Annotated in this window: 18 protein-coding genes; 11 read left to right on the top strand and 7 right to left on the bottom strand. The window is 61.0% G+C overall.

Annotated features, from left to right (window positions below):
• The first annotated feature begins 10 nt into the window (after positions 1-10).
• The 8 genes from GVK95_RS00825 to deoA all read left to right on the top strand — a co-directional run bounded on the left by GVK95_RS00825 (position 11) and on the right by deoA (position 7,966).
• Positions 11-1,003, top strand: coding sequence for a BMP family ABC transporter substrate-binding protein (locus GVK95_RS00825; RefSeq protein WP_159945976.1), 993 nt, complete (start codon positions 11-13; stop codon positions 1,001-1,003).
• Between the two features lie 64 nt (positions 1,004-1,067).
• Positions 1,068-2,588: an ABC transporter ATP-binding protein gene (locus GVK95_RS00820; protein ID WP_159945975.1), complete on the top strand. Its 1,521-nt coding sequence runs from the start codon at positions 1,068-1,070 to the stop codon at positions 2,586-2,588.
• 7 nt (positions 2,589-2,595) lie between these two features.
• On the top strand, positions 2,596-3,699 hold the full coding sequence (locus tag GVK95_RS00815) for an ABC transporter permease (protein WP_159945974.1): 1,104 nt from the start codon (positions 2,596-2,598) through the stop codon (positions 3,697-3,699).
• A gap of 10 nt (positions 3,700-3,709) precedes the next feature.
• On the top strand, positions 3,710-4,681 hold the full coding sequence (locus GVK95_RS00810) for an ABC transporter permease (protein ID WP_159945973.1): 972 nt from the start codon (positions 3,710-3,712) through the stop codon (positions 4,679-4,681).
• 2 nt (positions 4,682-4,683) lie between these two features.
• Positions 4,684-5,076 carry a cytidine deaminase gene (locus GVK95_RS00805; protein ID WP_159945972.1) on the top strand — a complete coding sequence of 131 codons (393 nt, stop codon included), beginning with the start codon at positions 4,684-4,686 and terminating at the stop codon, positions 5,074-5,076.
• Entirely contained in the window at positions 5,073-5,882 is an 810-nt protein-coding gene (locus GVK95_RS00800) for a purine-nucleoside phosphorylase (protein WP_159945971.1), read from the top strand. The genes GVK95_RS00805 and GVK95_RS00800 overlap by 4 nt, the downstream gene beginning before the upstream one ends.
• Positions 5,875-6,645: a deoxyribose-phosphate aldolase gene (deoC, locus tag GVK95_RS00795; protein WP_159945970.1), complete on the top strand. Its 771-nt coding sequence runs from the start codon at positions 5,875-5,877 to the stop codon at positions 6,643-6,645. The genes GVK95_RS00800 and deoC overlap by 8 nt, the downstream gene beginning before the upstream one ends.
• A 4-nt stretch (positions 6,646-6,649) precedes the next feature.
• Positions 6,650-7,966: a thymidine phosphorylase gene (deoA, locus tag GVK95_RS00790; RefSeq protein ID WP_159945969.1), complete on the top strand. Its 1,317-nt coding sequence runs from the start codon at positions 6,650-6,652 to the stop codon at positions 7,964-7,966.
• A gap of 7 nt (positions 7,967-7,973) precedes the next feature.
• Here the strand turns inward: deoA and GVK95_RS00785 are convergent, their stop codons facing one another.
• The 7 genes from GVK95_RS00785 to GVK95_RS00755 form a co-directional block, all read right to left on the bottom strand.
• On the bottom strand, positions 7,974-8,489 hold the full coding sequence (locus GVK95_RS00785; RefSeq protein ID WP_159945968.1) for a TIGR02281 family clan AA aspartic protease: 516 nt from the start codon (positions 8,487-8,489) through the stop codon (positions 7,974-7,976).
• Positions 8,490-8,612: 123 nt separating this feature from the next.
• Positions 8,613-9,242 (bottom strand): uracil phosphoribosyltransferase, encoded by a 630-nt coding sequence (upp, locus tag GVK95_RS00780; RefSeq protein ID WP_159945967.1) that lies wholly within the window; start codon positions 9,240-9,242, stop codon positions 8,613-8,615.
• Between the two features lie 108 nt (positions 9,243-9,350).
• The gene (locus tag GVK95_RS00775) at positions 9,351-10,319 is read right to left on the bottom strand and encodes an adenosine deaminase (protein WP_159945966.1); all 969 of its coding nucleotides are present in this window, start codon (positions 10,317-10,319) and stop codon (positions 9,351-9,353) included.
• Positions 10,316-11,536: a phosphopentomutase gene (locus GVK95_RS00770; protein WP_159945965.1), complete on the bottom strand. Its 1,221-nt coding sequence runs from the start codon at positions 11,534-11,536 to the stop codon at positions 10,316-10,318. Before GVK95_RS00770 ends, GVK95_RS00775 begins: the two co-directional genes overlap by 4 nt.
• Before the next feature lie 95 nt (positions 11,537-11,631).
• Positions 11,632-12,234, bottom strand: coding sequence for a TadE/TadG family type IV pilus assembly protein (locus tag GVK95_RS00765; protein WP_244618620.1), 603 nt, complete (start codon positions 12,232-12,234; stop codon positions 11,632-11,634).
• On the bottom strand, positions 12,231-12,866 hold the full coding sequence (locus GVK95_RS00760; RefSeq protein WP_159945964.1) for a TadE/TadG family type IV pilus assembly protein: 636 nt from the start codon (positions 12,864-12,866) through the stop codon (positions 12,231-12,233). The genes GVK95_RS00765 and GVK95_RS00760 overlap by 4 nt, the downstream gene beginning before the upstream one ends.
• Positions 12,867-12,981: 115 nt before the next feature.
• Positions 12,982-13,395: a pilus assembly protein N-terminal domain-containing protein gene (locus tag GVK95_RS00755; RefSeq protein ID WP_159945963.1), complete on the bottom strand. Its 414-nt coding sequence runs from the start codon at positions 13,393-13,395 to the stop codon at positions 12,982-12,984.
• 487 nt (positions 13,396-13,882) lie between these two features.
• Here GVK95_RS00755 and GVK95_RS00750 point away from each other — a divergent pair, with 487 nt between their 5' ends.
• The 3 genes from GVK95_RS00750 to cpaB all read left to right on the top strand — a co-directional run bounded on the left by GVK95_RS00750 (position 13,883) and on the right by cpaB (position 15,656).
• Positions 13,883-14,056 (top strand): Flp family type IVb pilin, encoded by a 174-nt coding sequence (locus GVK95_RS00750; RefSeq protein ID WP_159945962.1) that lies wholly within the window; start codon positions 13,883-13,885, stop codon positions 14,054-14,056.
• A gap of 143 nt (positions 14,057-14,199) precedes the next feature.
• A complete protein-coding gene (locus tag GVK95_RS00745) occupies positions 14,200-14,712 on the top strand; it encodes a prepilin peptidase (RefSeq protein ID WP_159945961.1) in 513 nt (170 codons plus the stop codon).
• Positions 14,713-14,837: 125 nt separating this feature from the next.
• Entirely contained in the window at positions 14,838-15,656 is an 819-nt protein-coding gene (gene cpaB, locus GVK95_RS00740; protein WP_159945960.1) for a Flp pilus assembly protein CpaB, read from the top strand.
• Positions 15,657-15,664 lie beyond the last annotated feature (8 nt).

Genomic DNA, 15,664 nt, shown 5'->3' with positions numbered 1-15,664 from the left:
GGGCTGCACAATGAAAAAAACCCTCTTGAGTCTCTTTGCCTTGGCAGCGATGTCAGCGACCGCGCTTGCGGCCGACATCAAGCCGGCACTCGTCTATGGCACGGGCGGCAAATTCGACAAGTCGTTCAATGAAGCTGCCTTTGCGGGCGCCGAGAAGTTCAAGGCCGAGACCGGCGTCGACTATCGCGATTTCGAACCGACTGGCGATACCCAGGGCGAGCAGGCGATCCGCAACTTCGCCTCCAAGGGCTTCAACCCGGTGGTTGCCGTTTCCTTCGCCTGGACCTCGGCTGTCGAGAAGGTTGCCGCTGAATTCCCCGACACTAAGTTTGTCATCGTCGACAGCGTCGTCGAACTGCCGAACGTGCGTTCGGTCGTCTACAAGGAACACGAAGGCTCCTACCTTGTCGGCCTGCTGGCTGGCCTCGCATCGAAGACCGGCAAGGTCGGCTTCGTCGGCGGCATGGACATCCCGCTGATCCGCAAGTTCGAATGCGGCTACGAGCAGGGCGCACGCGCTGCCAAGGCCGATATCGAAGTGTTCCAGAACATGACCGGCACGACCGGCGCTGCCTGGAATGACCCGGTCCGCGGCGGCGAATTGACCAAGAACCAGATCGACCAGGGCGCGGACGTTGTCTACGCAGCAGCCGGCGCAACAGGCCTCGGCGTTCTGCAGACAGCTGCCGACAACGGCAAGCTGTCGATCGGCGTCGATTCGAACCAGAACCACCTGCATCCCGGTTCGGTTTTGACCTCGATGGTCAAGCGCGTCGATCTCGCGGTCTACAACGCTTTTGCCGATACCAAGGGTGACAAGTTCACGCCTGGCCTGCTGTCGCTGGGCGTTGCCGAAGATGGCGTTGCCTACGCCGTCGACGACAACAATGCCAAGCTGATCACCGACGACATGAAGGCTGCCGTCGAAAAGGCGAAGGCCGACATCATCGCCGGTACCGTCAAGGTGCACGACTACATGTCGGACAATTCCTGCCCGAAGTGATTTGAACCGGGCGCAAGGTGGCTTAAAGTCGCCTTGCGCCCTTTCCATGTCTGGGGGACAGGCAATGAACGACAAGAGCCAGGCACCAGCGATCGAACTGATCGGCATCGACAAGAAATTCGGTGCGGTGCATGCCAACAAGAACATCAACCTTACGGTTGCCAAGGGCTCGATCCACGGCATTATCGGCGAAAACGGTGCCGGGAAATCGACCTTGATGTCGATCCTCTACGGTTTCTACCAGGCCGATCAAGGCACGATCCGGATCGCCGGCGAAGTAACAACCATCAAGGACAGCCAGGCGGCGATCGCTGCCGGTATCGGGATGGTGCACCAGCATTTCATGCTGGTCGAGAATTTCACCGTTCTGGAAAACCTGATGCTGGGTGCCGAAGGCGGCGCGCTGCTCGCCAAGGGAACGGATGCCGCCCGTGCGGCGCTGAAGAAGCTGGAAGAGGACTACGAGCTGGAGGTCGATCCGGACGCCGTGGTCGAGGAACTTCCGGTTGGCCTGCAGCAGCGGGTGGAAATTCTCAAAGCCATGTATCGTGGCGCGGAAATCCTGATCCTCGACGAGCCGACCGGCGTTCTGACGCCAGCCGAGGCTGACCATCTGTTCAAGATCCTCGGCGTGCTGCGCGACCAGGGCAAGACCGTGCTTTTGATCACCCACAAGCTGCGCGAGATCATGGCGATCACGGACACGGTGTCCGTCATGCGCCGCGGCGAAATGGTCGCGACGCGCAAGACCGCCGAGACAACAGTGGAAGAGCTGGCCGAACTGATGGTCGGTCGTCGCGTGCTGCTGCAGGTCGACAAGGGTGCCGCCAATCCCGGCGAGATCTATCTCTCGGTGCGCAACCTGACCGTCAAGGACGGCCGCGGCGTGACCATGGTCGACAATGTCTCGTTTGACGTGCGCGCCGGCGAGATTGTCGGCATTGCCGGCGTGGCCGGCAACGGGCAGAGCGAGCTTCTCGAAGCAATCACCGGCATCCGCAAGCCGACATCCGGCGAGATCTTCATCTGTGGCGAACCGGTTGCCGGCTACGACCCGGCCAAGCTGCGCTCGATCGGCCTTGCGCATATCCCGGAAGACCGCCACCACATGGGCCTCGTTTTGAGCTTCGAGGAAAGCCAGAATTCGATCCTCGGCTATCACCGCGACGAACAATACGGCAAGGGTCCTTTCCTGTCACCGGACCTCGTGCGCCAGGCAGCTGCCGTCGAAATCGAGAAATACGATATTCGTCCGCCCAATCCCCGGCTGAAGACCGCCAACTTCTCCGGCGGCAACCAGCAGAAGATCGTCGTTGCACGCGAGATCGAACGCGATCCTAAGCTTTTGATCGTCGGCCAGCCGACGCGCGGCGTCGACATCGGCGCGATTGAATTCATCCACAAGCGCATTGTCGAAACGCGCGACGCGGGCAAGGCCGTCCTGCTGGTCTCCGTCGAACTTGACGAAATACGCTCGCTATCGGACCGCATCCTGGTGATGTTTGCCGGCAAGGTGGTCGGGGAAAAGACCCCGGATACCGGAGAACAGACCCTCGGCCTGATGATGGCCGGCATCGCCGCGTGAGGAATCCATGAGTACCGCTTCCGTTCCCCTTCCAAGATGGATCAACTATGCCGTCTTGCCGCTGCTCAACCTGATCCTGGCATTCCTGGTCTCCGGCCTTGTCGTCTGGATCATTGGTGAGAATCCAATCGAGGCGCTGAAACTGATGCTGACCGGGGCGCTTGGCCGCGGCGAAGGCATCGGCTTCACCCTGTTCTATGCGACCAATTTCATCTTCACCGGCCTGTCGGTGGCGGTTGCCTATCATGCCGGCCTGTTCAATATCGGCTCCGAAGGCCAGGCCTATCTCGGCGGACTGGGTGCAGCGCTGGTCGCGCTGGCGCTCGACCACTATGTGCCTTGGTATGTGACCATGCCGTTCGCGATCCTGGGTGCTGCCGCTTTCGGTGGCCTCTGGGCGCTGATCCCGGCCTGGCTGCAGGCCAAGCGCGGCAGCCATATCGTCATCACCACGATCATGTTCAACTTCATCGGCGCAGCGCTGATGGTCTATCTGCTGGTCAATGTCCTGATCGTTCCGGGAAAGATGGCGCCGGAAAGCCGGACCTTCCTCGAGGGCGGGCAATTGCCGAAGCTCGACTGGCTGATGGCGATGTTCGGCATGAAGCTCGGACCGGCACCGTTCAACGTTTCGTTCCTGATCGCGCTGGTGATGTGTTTCCTGGTCTGGGTGCTGATCTGGCGGACCAAGCTCGGCTTCGAGATGCGCACGCTCGGCCTCAGCCGTTCGGCGGCAGCCTATGCCGGCATTCCCTATACGAAGATCGTGATCATCACGATGCTGATTTCCGGCGGTCTCGCCGGCATGATGGCGCTCAACCCTGTCATGGGCGCTTCCGAGCGCCTGCAGGTGGAATTTGTCGGCGGTGCCGGCTTTGTCGGCATTGCCGTCTCGCTGATGGGCCGCAACCATCCGGTCGGCATCATCATCGCCGCCATCCTGTTCGGGGTGCTCTATCAGGGCGGCGCCGAACTGTCGTTCGACATGCCGAACATCACCCGCGAAATGATCGTCGTGATCCAGGGGCTCGTGGTCCTGTTCGCCGGTGCTCTCGAATACATGTTCCGGCCGGCACTCGTGCGGGTCTATCAGCAGTTCACCAAGGGTTGAGGGCCGTCCGATGGATTTCTTCGATATCGTCGTCAGCATTCTCGGCTCGACCATCCGCCTGTCGATTCCGCTGATCTTCACCGCCCTTGCCGGGCTGTTTTCCGAGCGCTCCGGCATTTTCGACATCGGCCTGGAAGGCAAGATGCTGGCGGCGGCCTTTGCCGCCGCATCGGCCGCCTATGTCACCGGTTCGCCGTGGATCGGCCTTGCCTCCGGTGTCGGCGTCTCGATCGGCTTCTCGCTGATCCACGGCTTTGCCTCGATCACCAATCGCGGCAACCAGATCGTCTCGGGCGTTGCGATCAACTTCGTCGCTGCGGGCCTGACGGTCGTGCTTGGCCAGGCATGGTTCAGCCAGGGCGGACGCACGCCGCAGCTGCCGGCTGACGGCCGTTTCGGACCGATCAAGCTGCCGGGCGTAGATGCGATCCGCGAGGTGCCGTATATCGGCCCGCTCTACGCCAATGTCATCTCCGGCAATAATATCCTGACCTATCTCGCTTTCGTCGCCGTACCGCTGTCGTGGTGGGTGCTTTATCGTACGCGGTTCGGCCTTCGCTTGCGCGCGGTCGGTGAAAATCCGGGTGCGGTCGATACCGCCGGCATCTCGGTGACATGGCTGCGCTACCGCGCGGTGATCGTTGCCGGCCTGCTCTGCGGGTTTGCCGGGACCTATCTGGCGATCGCCCAGTCGGCAGCCTTCATCAAGGACATGTCGGCCGGCAAAGGCTATATCGCGCTTGCCGCGCTGATCTTTGCCAAGTGGAAACCGGTGCCGGTGATGTTCGCCTGCCTCTTGTTCGGCTTCCTCGATGCGCTGGCCAACTTCATGCAGGGCAAACAGGTTCCGCTGATCGGCGAAGTGCCGGTACAGATCTTCCAGTCCCTGCCCTATATCCTCACCTGCATCCTGCTTGCAGGCTTTATCGGCGCTGCCAACCCGCCCAAGGCCGGTGGCGTGCCCTATACCAAGGAGCGCTAGGAATGGCTCACGACCTGTTCGAGGCTGCACGCGATGCAATGAAATTCGCGCATGCGCCCTATTCGAAATTTCCTGTCGGCGCGGCGATCCGCGCCGATGACGGCCGGATCTATACCGGTGCCAATATCGAAAACCTGTCGTTCCCGCAGGGCTGGTGCGCCGAACCGACGGCGATCGGCTGCATGATCATGGGCGGGGGCAAGAAGATCGTCGAGATGGCGGTGATCGCTGAAAAGCTGGCGCTCTGCCCGCCCTGCGGCGGCTGCCGGCAGAAGATATCGGAATTCGCCTCCGCCGACACGAAGATCTATCTGTGCGACGAGGTCGGCGTGCAGAAGACCATCACCATGGACGAACTGCTGCCGTTCAGCTTCAAGACCGAGTTGCTCGGATGAAGGCCGCCGTCGATCTGCTGGTCGAGCGGCTGAACGGGCTGATGCCGCGCATTGCCATCGTGCTCGGCTCGGGCCTCGGCTCGCTGGTCGACGAGGTGAGCGACGCGATCCGCATTCCCTATAGCGAGCTTCCCGGCTTTCCGGTGAGCGCGGTGTCCGGCCATGCCGGAACGCTGGTTGCGGGTTACCTCGGACAGGAGCCGGTGATCATGCTGGCCGGGCGCGTGCATTATTATGAGCATGGCGATGCCGGCGCGATGCGGGTGCCGATCGAGACACTTGTGGGTCTGGGGGTCAAATCGCTGATCCTGACCAATGCCGCCGGCTCTCTACGCGAAGACCTGCCACCGGGCTCGGTGATGCAAATCACCGACCATATCAACTTTTCCGGCCGAAACCCGTTGATCGGCGAACCCAGCGACAACCGTTTCGTCGGCATGACCTCGGCCTATGATACGGTTCTCGTCCAGGCGATCCGCGATGCAGCGACGGCCGAAGGCGTGCCGTTGTCGCAGGGCGTCTATATGTGGTTCTCTGGCCCAAGCTTCGAAACACCGGCGGAAATCCGCATGGCGCGGGTTCTGGGGGCGGATGCCGTGGGCATGTCGACCGTCCCGGAAGTGATCCTGGCGCGATTTTACGGGCTGCGGGTGGCGGCAGCATCGGTCATCACCAATTTCGGCGCCGGCATGACCGGCGGAGAACTGAGCCACGAAGAAACAAAAGACATGGCGCCGATCGGCGGCAAGCGGCTGGCCACCATCCTGAAACGGATGATCGCCGGCGGAGGAACAGACCTTGGATAATCATGAATTGCGCGCTGTCGCGACACGGGCTCTTTCCCTGCTCGACCTGACCAACCTGAAGGACGATTGCACACCCGAGCAGATCGTCAGCCTGTGCGCCAGGGCGCAGACGGCGTTTGGACCGACTGCGGCGATCTGCATCTGGCCACGCTTCGTCATGCAGGCCCGCACACTGCTCGGCCCGAACAGCCCGGTCAGGATCGCGACCGTGGTCAATTTCCCGGCGGGCGATGCCAAGATCGAGGATGTGCTGGCCGAAACGCGCGATGCGGTGGCCGACGGCGCTGACGACATCGATCTGGTCATTCCCTACCGCGCGCTGATGGCCGGCAATGAAAAATCTGTGACCGACATGGTGACGGCGGTGAAGGCCGCGTGCGGATCGGCGATCCTGAAGACCATCCTTGAGACCGGAGAATTGAAGGACAAGAGCCTCATCCGCAAAGCGTCCGACCTGTCGATCGCGGGCGGCGCCGACTTCATCAAGACCTCGACCGGCAAGGTCGGCGTCAACGCAACGCTGGAAGCGGCCGACATCATGCTGCAGGCGATCCGCGACAGCCGCAAGAAGGTCGGCTTCAAGCCGGCTGGAGGTATTGCCAATGTGATGGATGCCAGCCTCTACCTGCGGCTGGCCGACACGATCATGGGCGAGGACTGGGCGATGCCCTCGACCTTCCGCTTCGGTGCCTCCGGCCTGCTGGACGACATTGTCGCTGTTCTTTCCGGTGAGCGTTCCGGCGCCAACACGGCGGGGTATTGAGACCATGCTGCCGCAGGAAATCATTCGCCGCAAACGCGATGGCGGCGCACTGACGCGTGAAGAAATCACCGGCTTCATCGAAGGGCTGTCCAACGAGACCATTTCGGAAGGCCAGGTGGCAGCCTTTGCCATGGCGGTGTTCTTCCGGGGCATGACGCCGGACGAGATCGTGGCGCTGACGCTGGCGATGCGCGATTCCGGCGAGGTCCTGTCCTGGGCCGGCGTCGGCAAGCCGATCGCCGACAAACATTCGACCGGCGGCGTGGGCGACAATGTCTCGCTGATGCTGGCACCGATCGCGGCCGCCTGCGGGCTCGCCGTGCCGATGATCTCCGGCCGTGGGCTTGGCCATACCGGCGGCACGCTGGACAAGCTGCAGTCGATCCCGGGCTATGACGTGATGCCCTCGCCGGCTATCTTCCGGCGCACCGTCGACACGGCAGGCTGCGCGATCATCGGCCAGACCGGCGACCTGGCCCCAGCCGACAAGCGGCTTTATGCGATCCGCGACGTGACGGCGACGGTCGAATCCATCCCGCTGATCACCGCCTCGATCCTGTCGAAGAAGCTGGCAGCCGGGCTGGAAAGCCTAGTGCTCGACGTGAAATTCGGCAATGGCGCCTTCATGGCCAAGCCCGAGGATGCCGAAGCGCTGGCACGCTCGCTGGTCAGGGTGGCGAATGGTGCCGGCGTCAAGACTACGGCGCTGCTGACCGACATGAACGAGCCGCTGGCCGATTGCGCCGGCAATGCGATCGAAGTGCTGAACGCGGTTGAATTTCTCAAAGGCGAGAAGACCGGCACACGGCTTGAAGAGGTAACCCTGGCGTTCGGCGCCGAGATGCTGATCAATGCCGGTGTCGAAAGCGATGCCAGCGTGGCACTGGCACGCTGTAAACAGGTTCTGGCATCGGGCGAGGCCGCCGAGATCTTCGGCCGCATGGTCAGCGAACTCGGCGGACCGGCGGATTTCATGGACAAGGCGACGCACTATCTGCCGCGCGGCAAGATCGAAGTGCCGGTGCTCGCCGATCGGGACGGCTATCTGGCCGGCTGCGATACTCGCGGGCTGGGACTTGCCGTCGTCACGCTGGGCGGCGGGCGGCAGCGGCCGAGCGATGCGATCGACCATGGCGTGGGCATCTCTGGCTTCAGGCCACTCGGGACGCAGGTTTCCAAGGGCGAGCCGATTGCCTTCGTGCAGGCCAATGATCAGGCGAGTGCCGAGCAGGCGGCGAGAACCGTGGCGGACTGCTACAAGATCAGCGACTCCAAGCCAGCCGCATCTCCGGTGATCGGCATGCGGATTTCGGCGGAGTAGGCGCTGACTACTGAACAAGCCGCAGGGTGCCGTCTCCGGCGCTGTAGGATTTGAGTTTCTTCAGGAAGCTCATGCCGATCAGGCTGGAGGACAATTGCTTGTCCTTCAGCACGAAAGCATCAATGCCCCTGACCCGCACGCTGCCGATCTCGATGCGGTCGATCACCACATGGGCTGCCTGGGTCGTGCCGTTGGCGGTGCTGATCGGATACTTGAAATCAAGCGCGGCAGCGGAGAAGCCGAGGCGGCGCGCGGTGGTCTCATTGATCGCGACCAGCGAGGCGCCCGTGTCGATCATGCCGTCGACTTGTTTGCCATTCATCCTGAAGCTGCCGGCATAGTGACCGCCGGGGCCGGCTTTCAAGACAGTCTGACCGGGGGGTGCGGTGCTGGCCGGTGTTACGGGCGGGCTGGCAACATCCTGTTGCGGCATACGTTTCGCCTGCAGGGCCTGCCATACCGTCGGCACCTGGCTGGCTGCCATGGCAATGAAGGATACGGTGATCAGCGTGCGAACGAACATCGGTGCTCCAGAATTGCAACCTGATGATCCTACCATCGCCTTGCTGACGGAAAATAAGCGCCAACGCAAAAACGGCCCGAAGCGGGGCATCGGGCCGTCAATTCGGATGATGTGGTTAAGACTTCACTTCGTGCCGTACATGCGGTCGCCGGCATCGCCGAGGCCGGGCATGATGTAGCCCTTCTCATTGAGGTGGCTGTCGATGGAGGCGGTGAAGATCGGCACGTCCGGATGCGCTTCCTGGAAGTTCCGGATGCCTTCCGGTGCTGCCAGCAGGCAGAGGAAACGCAGGTTCTTCGCTCCACGCTCTTTCAGCTTTTCGATCGCGGCAATCGAGGAATTGCCGGTGGCGAGCATCGGGTCGACGACGATGACCAGACGTTCGGACAGCGCATCCGGGGCCTTGAAGTAATATTCCACGGCCTGAAGCGTCTCGTGATCGCGGTAGACGCCGACATGAGCGACGCGGGCGGCCGGAACCAGCTCCAGCATGCCCTCCAGCAGACCGTTGCCGGCGCGCAGGATCGAGGCGAAGACCAGCTTCTTGCCCTCGAGGATCGGCGACTGCATCTCGGTGAGCGGCGTCTCGATGGTTTCCATGGTCAGCTCGAGATCGCGGGTGACCTCGTAGCAGAGCAGCGTCGAGATTTCGCGCAGCAGCCGGCGGAAGCTCGACGTGGAGGTTTCCTTGCGGCGCATGATCGTCAGCTTGTGCTGCACGAGGGGGTGATTGATGACTGTTACGCCGTCCATGATCGAGCCTTCTTTTCTTCTTGTGCGATTGTCCGTCTATTTTCACATTCCAGCGAATGCCCGCAAGAGCAGGCTTTCATTTTGCGCCATCTTCCCCCAGCCGCGACCTCACAGGCGGGCAAGAAGTGCCGTGCGCGTGTCCTCGTCGACAAAGGCAGCCTCGATTGCCGTGCGGGTCATGGCATTGATCTCGTCGTCGGTGAAACCCATGATCTCGGAGGCGATCTGGTATTCGCGGGCCAGCGAGGTGCGGAAAAATGGCGGATCGTCGGAATTGATGCAGACACGCACCCCGGCATCACGCAGACGACGCAGCGGGTGGCTTTCGAAATCGGGATAGACATTGAGGGCGATGTTCGAGCCGGGGCAGACTTCTAGCACCACGCCGGTGTCTGCGAGGCGCTGCAGCAACTCCGGATCCTCAACCGCACGCACGCCGTGGCCAATGCGCTGCGGCTTTACCAGATCAAGTGCATCGGTGACGCTGAAGGCGCCGCAGACTTCACCGGCATGGATGGTCAGGCCGAGGCCCGCGTCGCGGGCGATATCGAAGGCACGCGCATAGTCGGCAACCCGGCCCATGCGCTCTTCGCCGGCCATGTTGAAGCCGGTGACCAACGGATTGTGGCTGCGGGCGGCATATTCGGCGGCGGCAATGACGCTTTCGGGGCCGAAATGGCGCTCGCCGGTGACGATGATGCGCGCCTCGATGCCGGTCTTCGCCTTGGCCTCATGGATACCCCTGGTGATACCGGCCAGATAGGCATCGGCACCGAGCCCAATCCGGTCGCCATGGTCGGGGGAGACGATGATCTCGCTGTAGATCGTGTTGATCGCGGCGAGTTCCAGCAGGTAACTTTCGGTCAGGACGGCATAGTCGTCTTCGGTGCGGAAAAGCGCTGCGACCTTGTCATAGGCCTGAATGAATTCGGCGAAATCGGCCCAGGCATAGGTGTCGCCATGCATGAAGGTGGCCGGATCGACCCCATATTTGCGGGCCTGGGCAAGGGCCAGCGCCGGCGGTGCAGCACCCTCGATATGGCAGTGCACTTCGGCCTTGATCAGATGTGTGGTCACAGAAAACTCCGTCCGTGGCGCCCCGGGGCAAGCCCCAGATGCGCGGCAATGGTTTCGCCGATATCGGCATAGGTGTTGCGGATGCCGACATTGCGCGACTTGATGCCCGGCCCGAATGCCATGATCGGCACACGCTCGCGGGTATGGTCGGTGCCGCGCCAGGTCGGATCGCAACCGTGGTCGGCGGTCAGCAGGACAAGGTCGCCGGGCTTCAGCTTGCGATGAACTTCGGGCAGGCGGCGATCAAAGGCTTCAAGCGCTGCGGCATAACCCGGCACATCGCGGCGATGACCGTAGAGCATGTCGAAATCGACAAAATTGGTGAAGACCAGATCGCCGTCCTCGGCCTCGTCCATGGCTTTCAGCGTTGCATCCATCAAGGCTGCATTGCCGTTGGCCTTGATCAGCCGGCTGATACCCTGATGGGCGAAGATATCGGCAATCTTGCCAACGGCATGCACCTTGCGGTCGGCCGCGACGAGACGATCGAGCAGCGTCTTTTCCGGCGGCAGCACCGAATAGTCACGACGATTGCCGGTGCGTTCGAAGGTCGAGGCGGTTTCGCCGATGAAGGGGCGGGCAATGACGCGGCCGATGTTCAGCGGATCGAGCAGTTTTCGCACAATCTGGCACAGTTCGAGCAGGCGCTCGAGACCGAAATGTTTCTCATGCCCCGCGATCTGGAAGACCGAGTCTGACGAGGTGTAGCAGATCGGCTTGCCGGTGCGGATATGCTCCTCGCCGAAGCGTAAAAGGACGTCCGTGCCCGAGGCGTGGCAATTGCCGAGAATGCCGGGCAGGTTTGCCTCACGACAGATCGCCTCGACGAGATCGGCGGGGAAAGCCTCATCGCCTTGCGGAAAGTAGCCCCAGTCGAACATGACAGGCGTGCCGGCAATTTCCCAATGACCCGACGGCGTGTCCTTGCCTTTGGACACCTCACTTGCGGCACCATGCAGCCCGAAGACCCGCTCGGGCATCGGCATGCCGGCAGGAGCTGTACCGGACGCCATCTTGGCGATGGTGACAAGACCAAGCGCCGACATGTTGGGAAGGCTCAAGGGACCATGGCGCAGGCCCTTGCGATCACCGGCGCCTGCGGCACAGAACTCGGCAATATGACCAAGGGTGTCGGACCCGTCATCGCCATAGCTCAGCGCATCCGGCGCGCCGCCCATGCCGAAGGAATCGAGAACAAAAAGAAATGCGCGTGCCATGCCTTATCCGTTGCCGGCAGGGTTATCCTCATGGCTGCCAGCGTTTCCGGACCACCAATAACGACTGGGCCAAGGCTTGGCAAATGGCGACACGATCAGCAATCGGTGCAGGTGATACCGTCGCCGACACGCTGGCGGAAATAGAAATCGGCGCCTAGTGTCTTGTTCCTGATTTCACTGCCGGAGAAGTTCGGCATATACATCAGCAACTGATGCGACACGGTGAGTTCAGTGCGAATGAGGAAGGAATTGGCAACCACCATGCCGAAAGGCACGGTTGCCACCGAATTGGCCGGATAGGGCGTATCACCCGCCGTCGACCAGGACCAGGCAACCTTCGCAGTCGCGCTGTCGTCGATCTGGATGGCGCTTATCTTGATCAGCAGATTATTGGCCGCATACGGAACGAAGATGGCCTGGGCGACATGGCTCATGGCCGTGAGATCAGCCTTGGTCACCTTTTCCTGCCGCGCCACAAGATCGGCGACGGTGCTGCTGGCAAGGGAGACCTTCTTGTTGACGCTGAGCCCCATGGTCAGCTCGAAGGCGCCCAGATACAGCACCAGCAGCATCGGCGCGATCAGCGCAAATTCGACACCGCCGACACCGGCCCTGTCGTGGCACAGCTCGCCAAGACGACGCCGCAGCACTCTGGCGCCGGACAGCAATATCATCGCGGTGGTTGGCAACTGGCTCACGGATAATTCTCGTTCTGGAAGGCAGTCGTTGCGACAATCAGAAAGTCGCTCGGCATCGAGCCATCCGCCGGGCGGATGGTGGTGATATAGGGACGGATCAGATCGGTGATGACCTGCCAACGATAGTAGGCCCGCAGCATGTTGATCGTTGTCGGTCCGCCCGGCGTGAAGGCGAACGTGGTCGGATCGATGTCGGAATACGCATCTGCCGATATGCGTGGAATGGTGTTCGGGATTTCGGCGAATGTCGCAAAGGTACGCGCGTCAATATAGAGCTTGCTCGGCGTGGCAATTTCCTCGGCCGAGCAGTTGATCAGGATGCTGACCTCGTCGCAGAAGGCGGCGCGAAACTCCTCTTTGTCCATGTTATTGTCGCGGCCGAGACCGTGGGTGATCTCACCCGTGCGCAGCTGCCGGCCCAGCGTGTTGACCGCGTTGGTGACCAGCTGTTCGGCGGTAAACGCCACGAATGTCTCGATGATTGCAAAGACGATCATGAAATAGGGAATGGACAGGATGGCGAACTCGATGGCGGCTGCACCATCGCGCGAGCGGGCCAGTTTCTTCCACAGACGCCAACGCGTCTTGTGCGGTTTGCCATTGGCTCGCAGGTCTTGGTCTTGCGCGATCATCGCCCTCATCCGAATTCGGAAATTCCCCGAAAACTACGGGGCAAGTATTGATTTTCCGTTTCCGAAATCTTTACATTTGGTGCAATGGCGATCAGGTCGGTGAAATCAGTGCCGCTCAGTTTGCAGCCGCCGCACCGGTTTGCGCATGCTGCTCGCAATTGGGGGTGCAAGACAGAACTGTACGCGCGGTCGACCTGAACACACGAACGGTGCTGGATTCGTCGATCGACACAAGGATGCGTTCATCGACAATGGCATTGCCGTCAGCATCGAGCAGAACCAGATTGGTGGTGCCGAAGGAGCGACCGGTCAGGACAATGGTCTGGGAATCGGCCACTGTCGCATCGGCAACTTCCGAATTTCCGACAATCACCTTACTCACAGGGCGATCCAGCTTCAGGATGCGGGCGCTATTCATATAGACACGCAAGAAGTCCTCGCCGGCCTCGGCCGACTGGCCGATCGGCGCAAGCGCAAAACCTGTTGCTAACAGGCCAGCGGCGGCGACAGAAAGACAACGATTGAACATGGGCCTGCCTTGCGTTGCACGCGTGATGGGAGCTCTGGGCCCAGCATGGCCGGTTTAGGTGAATGAACGGTTAAGTCGATTTTCTCCACATTTGCGACGTCCAGGTCGCTGACTTTCAATCCGTGGCAGCCAAAAGCGAAAGGTTTCGGCTGCGCTGGTACCAAAACTGGACAGATCTGCCGCCTTGCGGGCCGAGATGTCGCCGCCTGCGCTCAAAATGGTGCGTCAGGCACACATCGTCCAGTGAGGTCCAAAAATTCAAGTTATTGTTATTGCTTTTGTTTTTTCAAAGGATTGCCGGTTGTCCGGCATTTTAGACGTTGCCGTTCTGATTTGTTTACTACAGTTCGCGCAACCGGGATTTCATGAAGCGGTAACCGTCTTTCTTAAGTCGATGGCAAGGGGCTGGCGCTAATTTGCAGTCATCCGAGCAACGGAAAACAGTTGCCGGCAGTGCTGATCAACCCTTGCGGAGCAGGAGAGTAACATGACCAAGATTTTTGCACGTTTCATGAAGGACGAGTCTGGCGCAACCGCAATCGAGTACGGCCTGATCGCCGCTCTGATTTCCGTCGCCCTGATCACTGGCGCCACCACCCTCGGCAACGCGCTGAACACGCAGTTCGACGAGATCTCGAAGAATTTGGACTACGTGAAGTAATTCAAGGCGGAAGCCTTTACTCAGGAGCCGTCTCGTCACACGAGGCGGCTCCTGCTGTTTGAGCGTGCGACGCTTGTAGATTTTATATTTGCGAAGTGTTCACAGACTCAATTTAGAATTCCATCTATTCGGGGAGTTCAGCGATGTATGCGTCCATCATTTTCCTAGTGCCGCCCATCTGCCTGGCGCTTTCAGCGTTGACGGACTTCCTAGAGATGACGATCCCCAACAAGATTCCCGCCATTCTTCTGGGCACGTTCCTGCTGATCGCTCCCTTCAGCGGGCTTACCCTTGTTGACTTCGGCTGGCATGTCGCCGCGGCTGCGCTGGTGTTTGCCGTGTGCTTTGGCCTTTTCGCCATAAACGTGATGGGTGGCGGCGACGCCAAGCTGTTGACCGCGGCGGCAATCTGGTTCGGCTTCAACACCTCATTGTTCGAATTTCTCGCCTTCACCGGCTATTTCGGCGGGGCATTGACGGTGATCGTCATCCTGCTGCGTGCCAACTGGGATAAGGTGGCTGTCATCGGCGTAAAACTGCCGCAGGCCTTGATGACCGCGAAGAAGGTGCCTTACGCGATTGCCATCGGAGCGGCAGGGCTGATGACCTATCCGCAGTCGCCGCTGGTGATTACCGCCATCAAGGGCCTTGGCTGATCGGGGCTGATCGCGGCGAAGAAACTTCCCGTTAACCACAATTGTAAGCGTCTTATTAACTATAAGTACACCAATTCCTGATCAATCTGGTCGGCAGAATCTGTCGTGCCGTCCAAGGATCGATCATGAAGCCCGCTCGTATCATCATCCTCGCAGTTGCCATCGTGGCCGCCGGCATGGCCGGCCTGCTGGCCATGCGTCTCAGCGGGCGGACATCCGTCACCATACAGCAGGCCGATGCGGTGATCGAACGGGAACCGACCGTCAATGTGCTTGTTTCGGCCAAGAACCTTCCGGTTGGCGCAAGGCTGGATGAAAGCGCAATGCGCTGGATGGCCTGGCCGGAAGGCAGCATCGTCGAAGGCTTCATAACCGAAAGCGCCAGGCCACAAGCGGTTACCGAGCTGACCGGCGTCGTCGTGCGTTTGCCGCTGTTTGAAGGCGAACCTCTGCGGCGCGAAAAAATCGCCGACTCCTCCTCCCGCATCCTGTCGTCGCTGCTGCCGTCCGGCAAACGCGCGGTTTCGACGGAAATTTCCGTCGCCACCGGTGCTGGCGGCTTCATCCTGCCGAATGACCGGGTCGACGTGATCATGGTGCGCAAGGGCGATGCGGACAATTTCCTCACCGAAACGGTGCTGTCGAACGTACGCGTGCTCGCCGTCGACCAGCAGATCGAGGAACAGCCGGACGGCTCCAAATCCGTGCTGGCGACTACGGCAACGCTGGAACTGACGCCCGACCAGACGAAGGTGATGGCGGTTGCGCAGCAGATGGCCGAGCGCCTGTCGCTGGCCCTGCGCTCGGTTGCCGACGCCCAGGAAGAAGACACCACCGCCGCCGATTATCTGCTGAGCGGAAGCTCCGGCCAGCCGACGATCCAGGTCATCAAATCGGGCGAGGTGGTGAAACCCACCAGCTCATCCGCCGATTCCATGAAGTGAGTGGGGGA

Source organism: Rhizobium sp. 18065, from assembly GCF_902706095.1.
Taxonomy (GTDB): domain Bacteria; phylum Pseudomonadota; class Alphaproteobacteria; order Rhizobiales; family Rhizobiaceae; genus Allorhizobium.
This window is presented reverse-complemented; position numbering and strand designations above follow the sequence as displayed.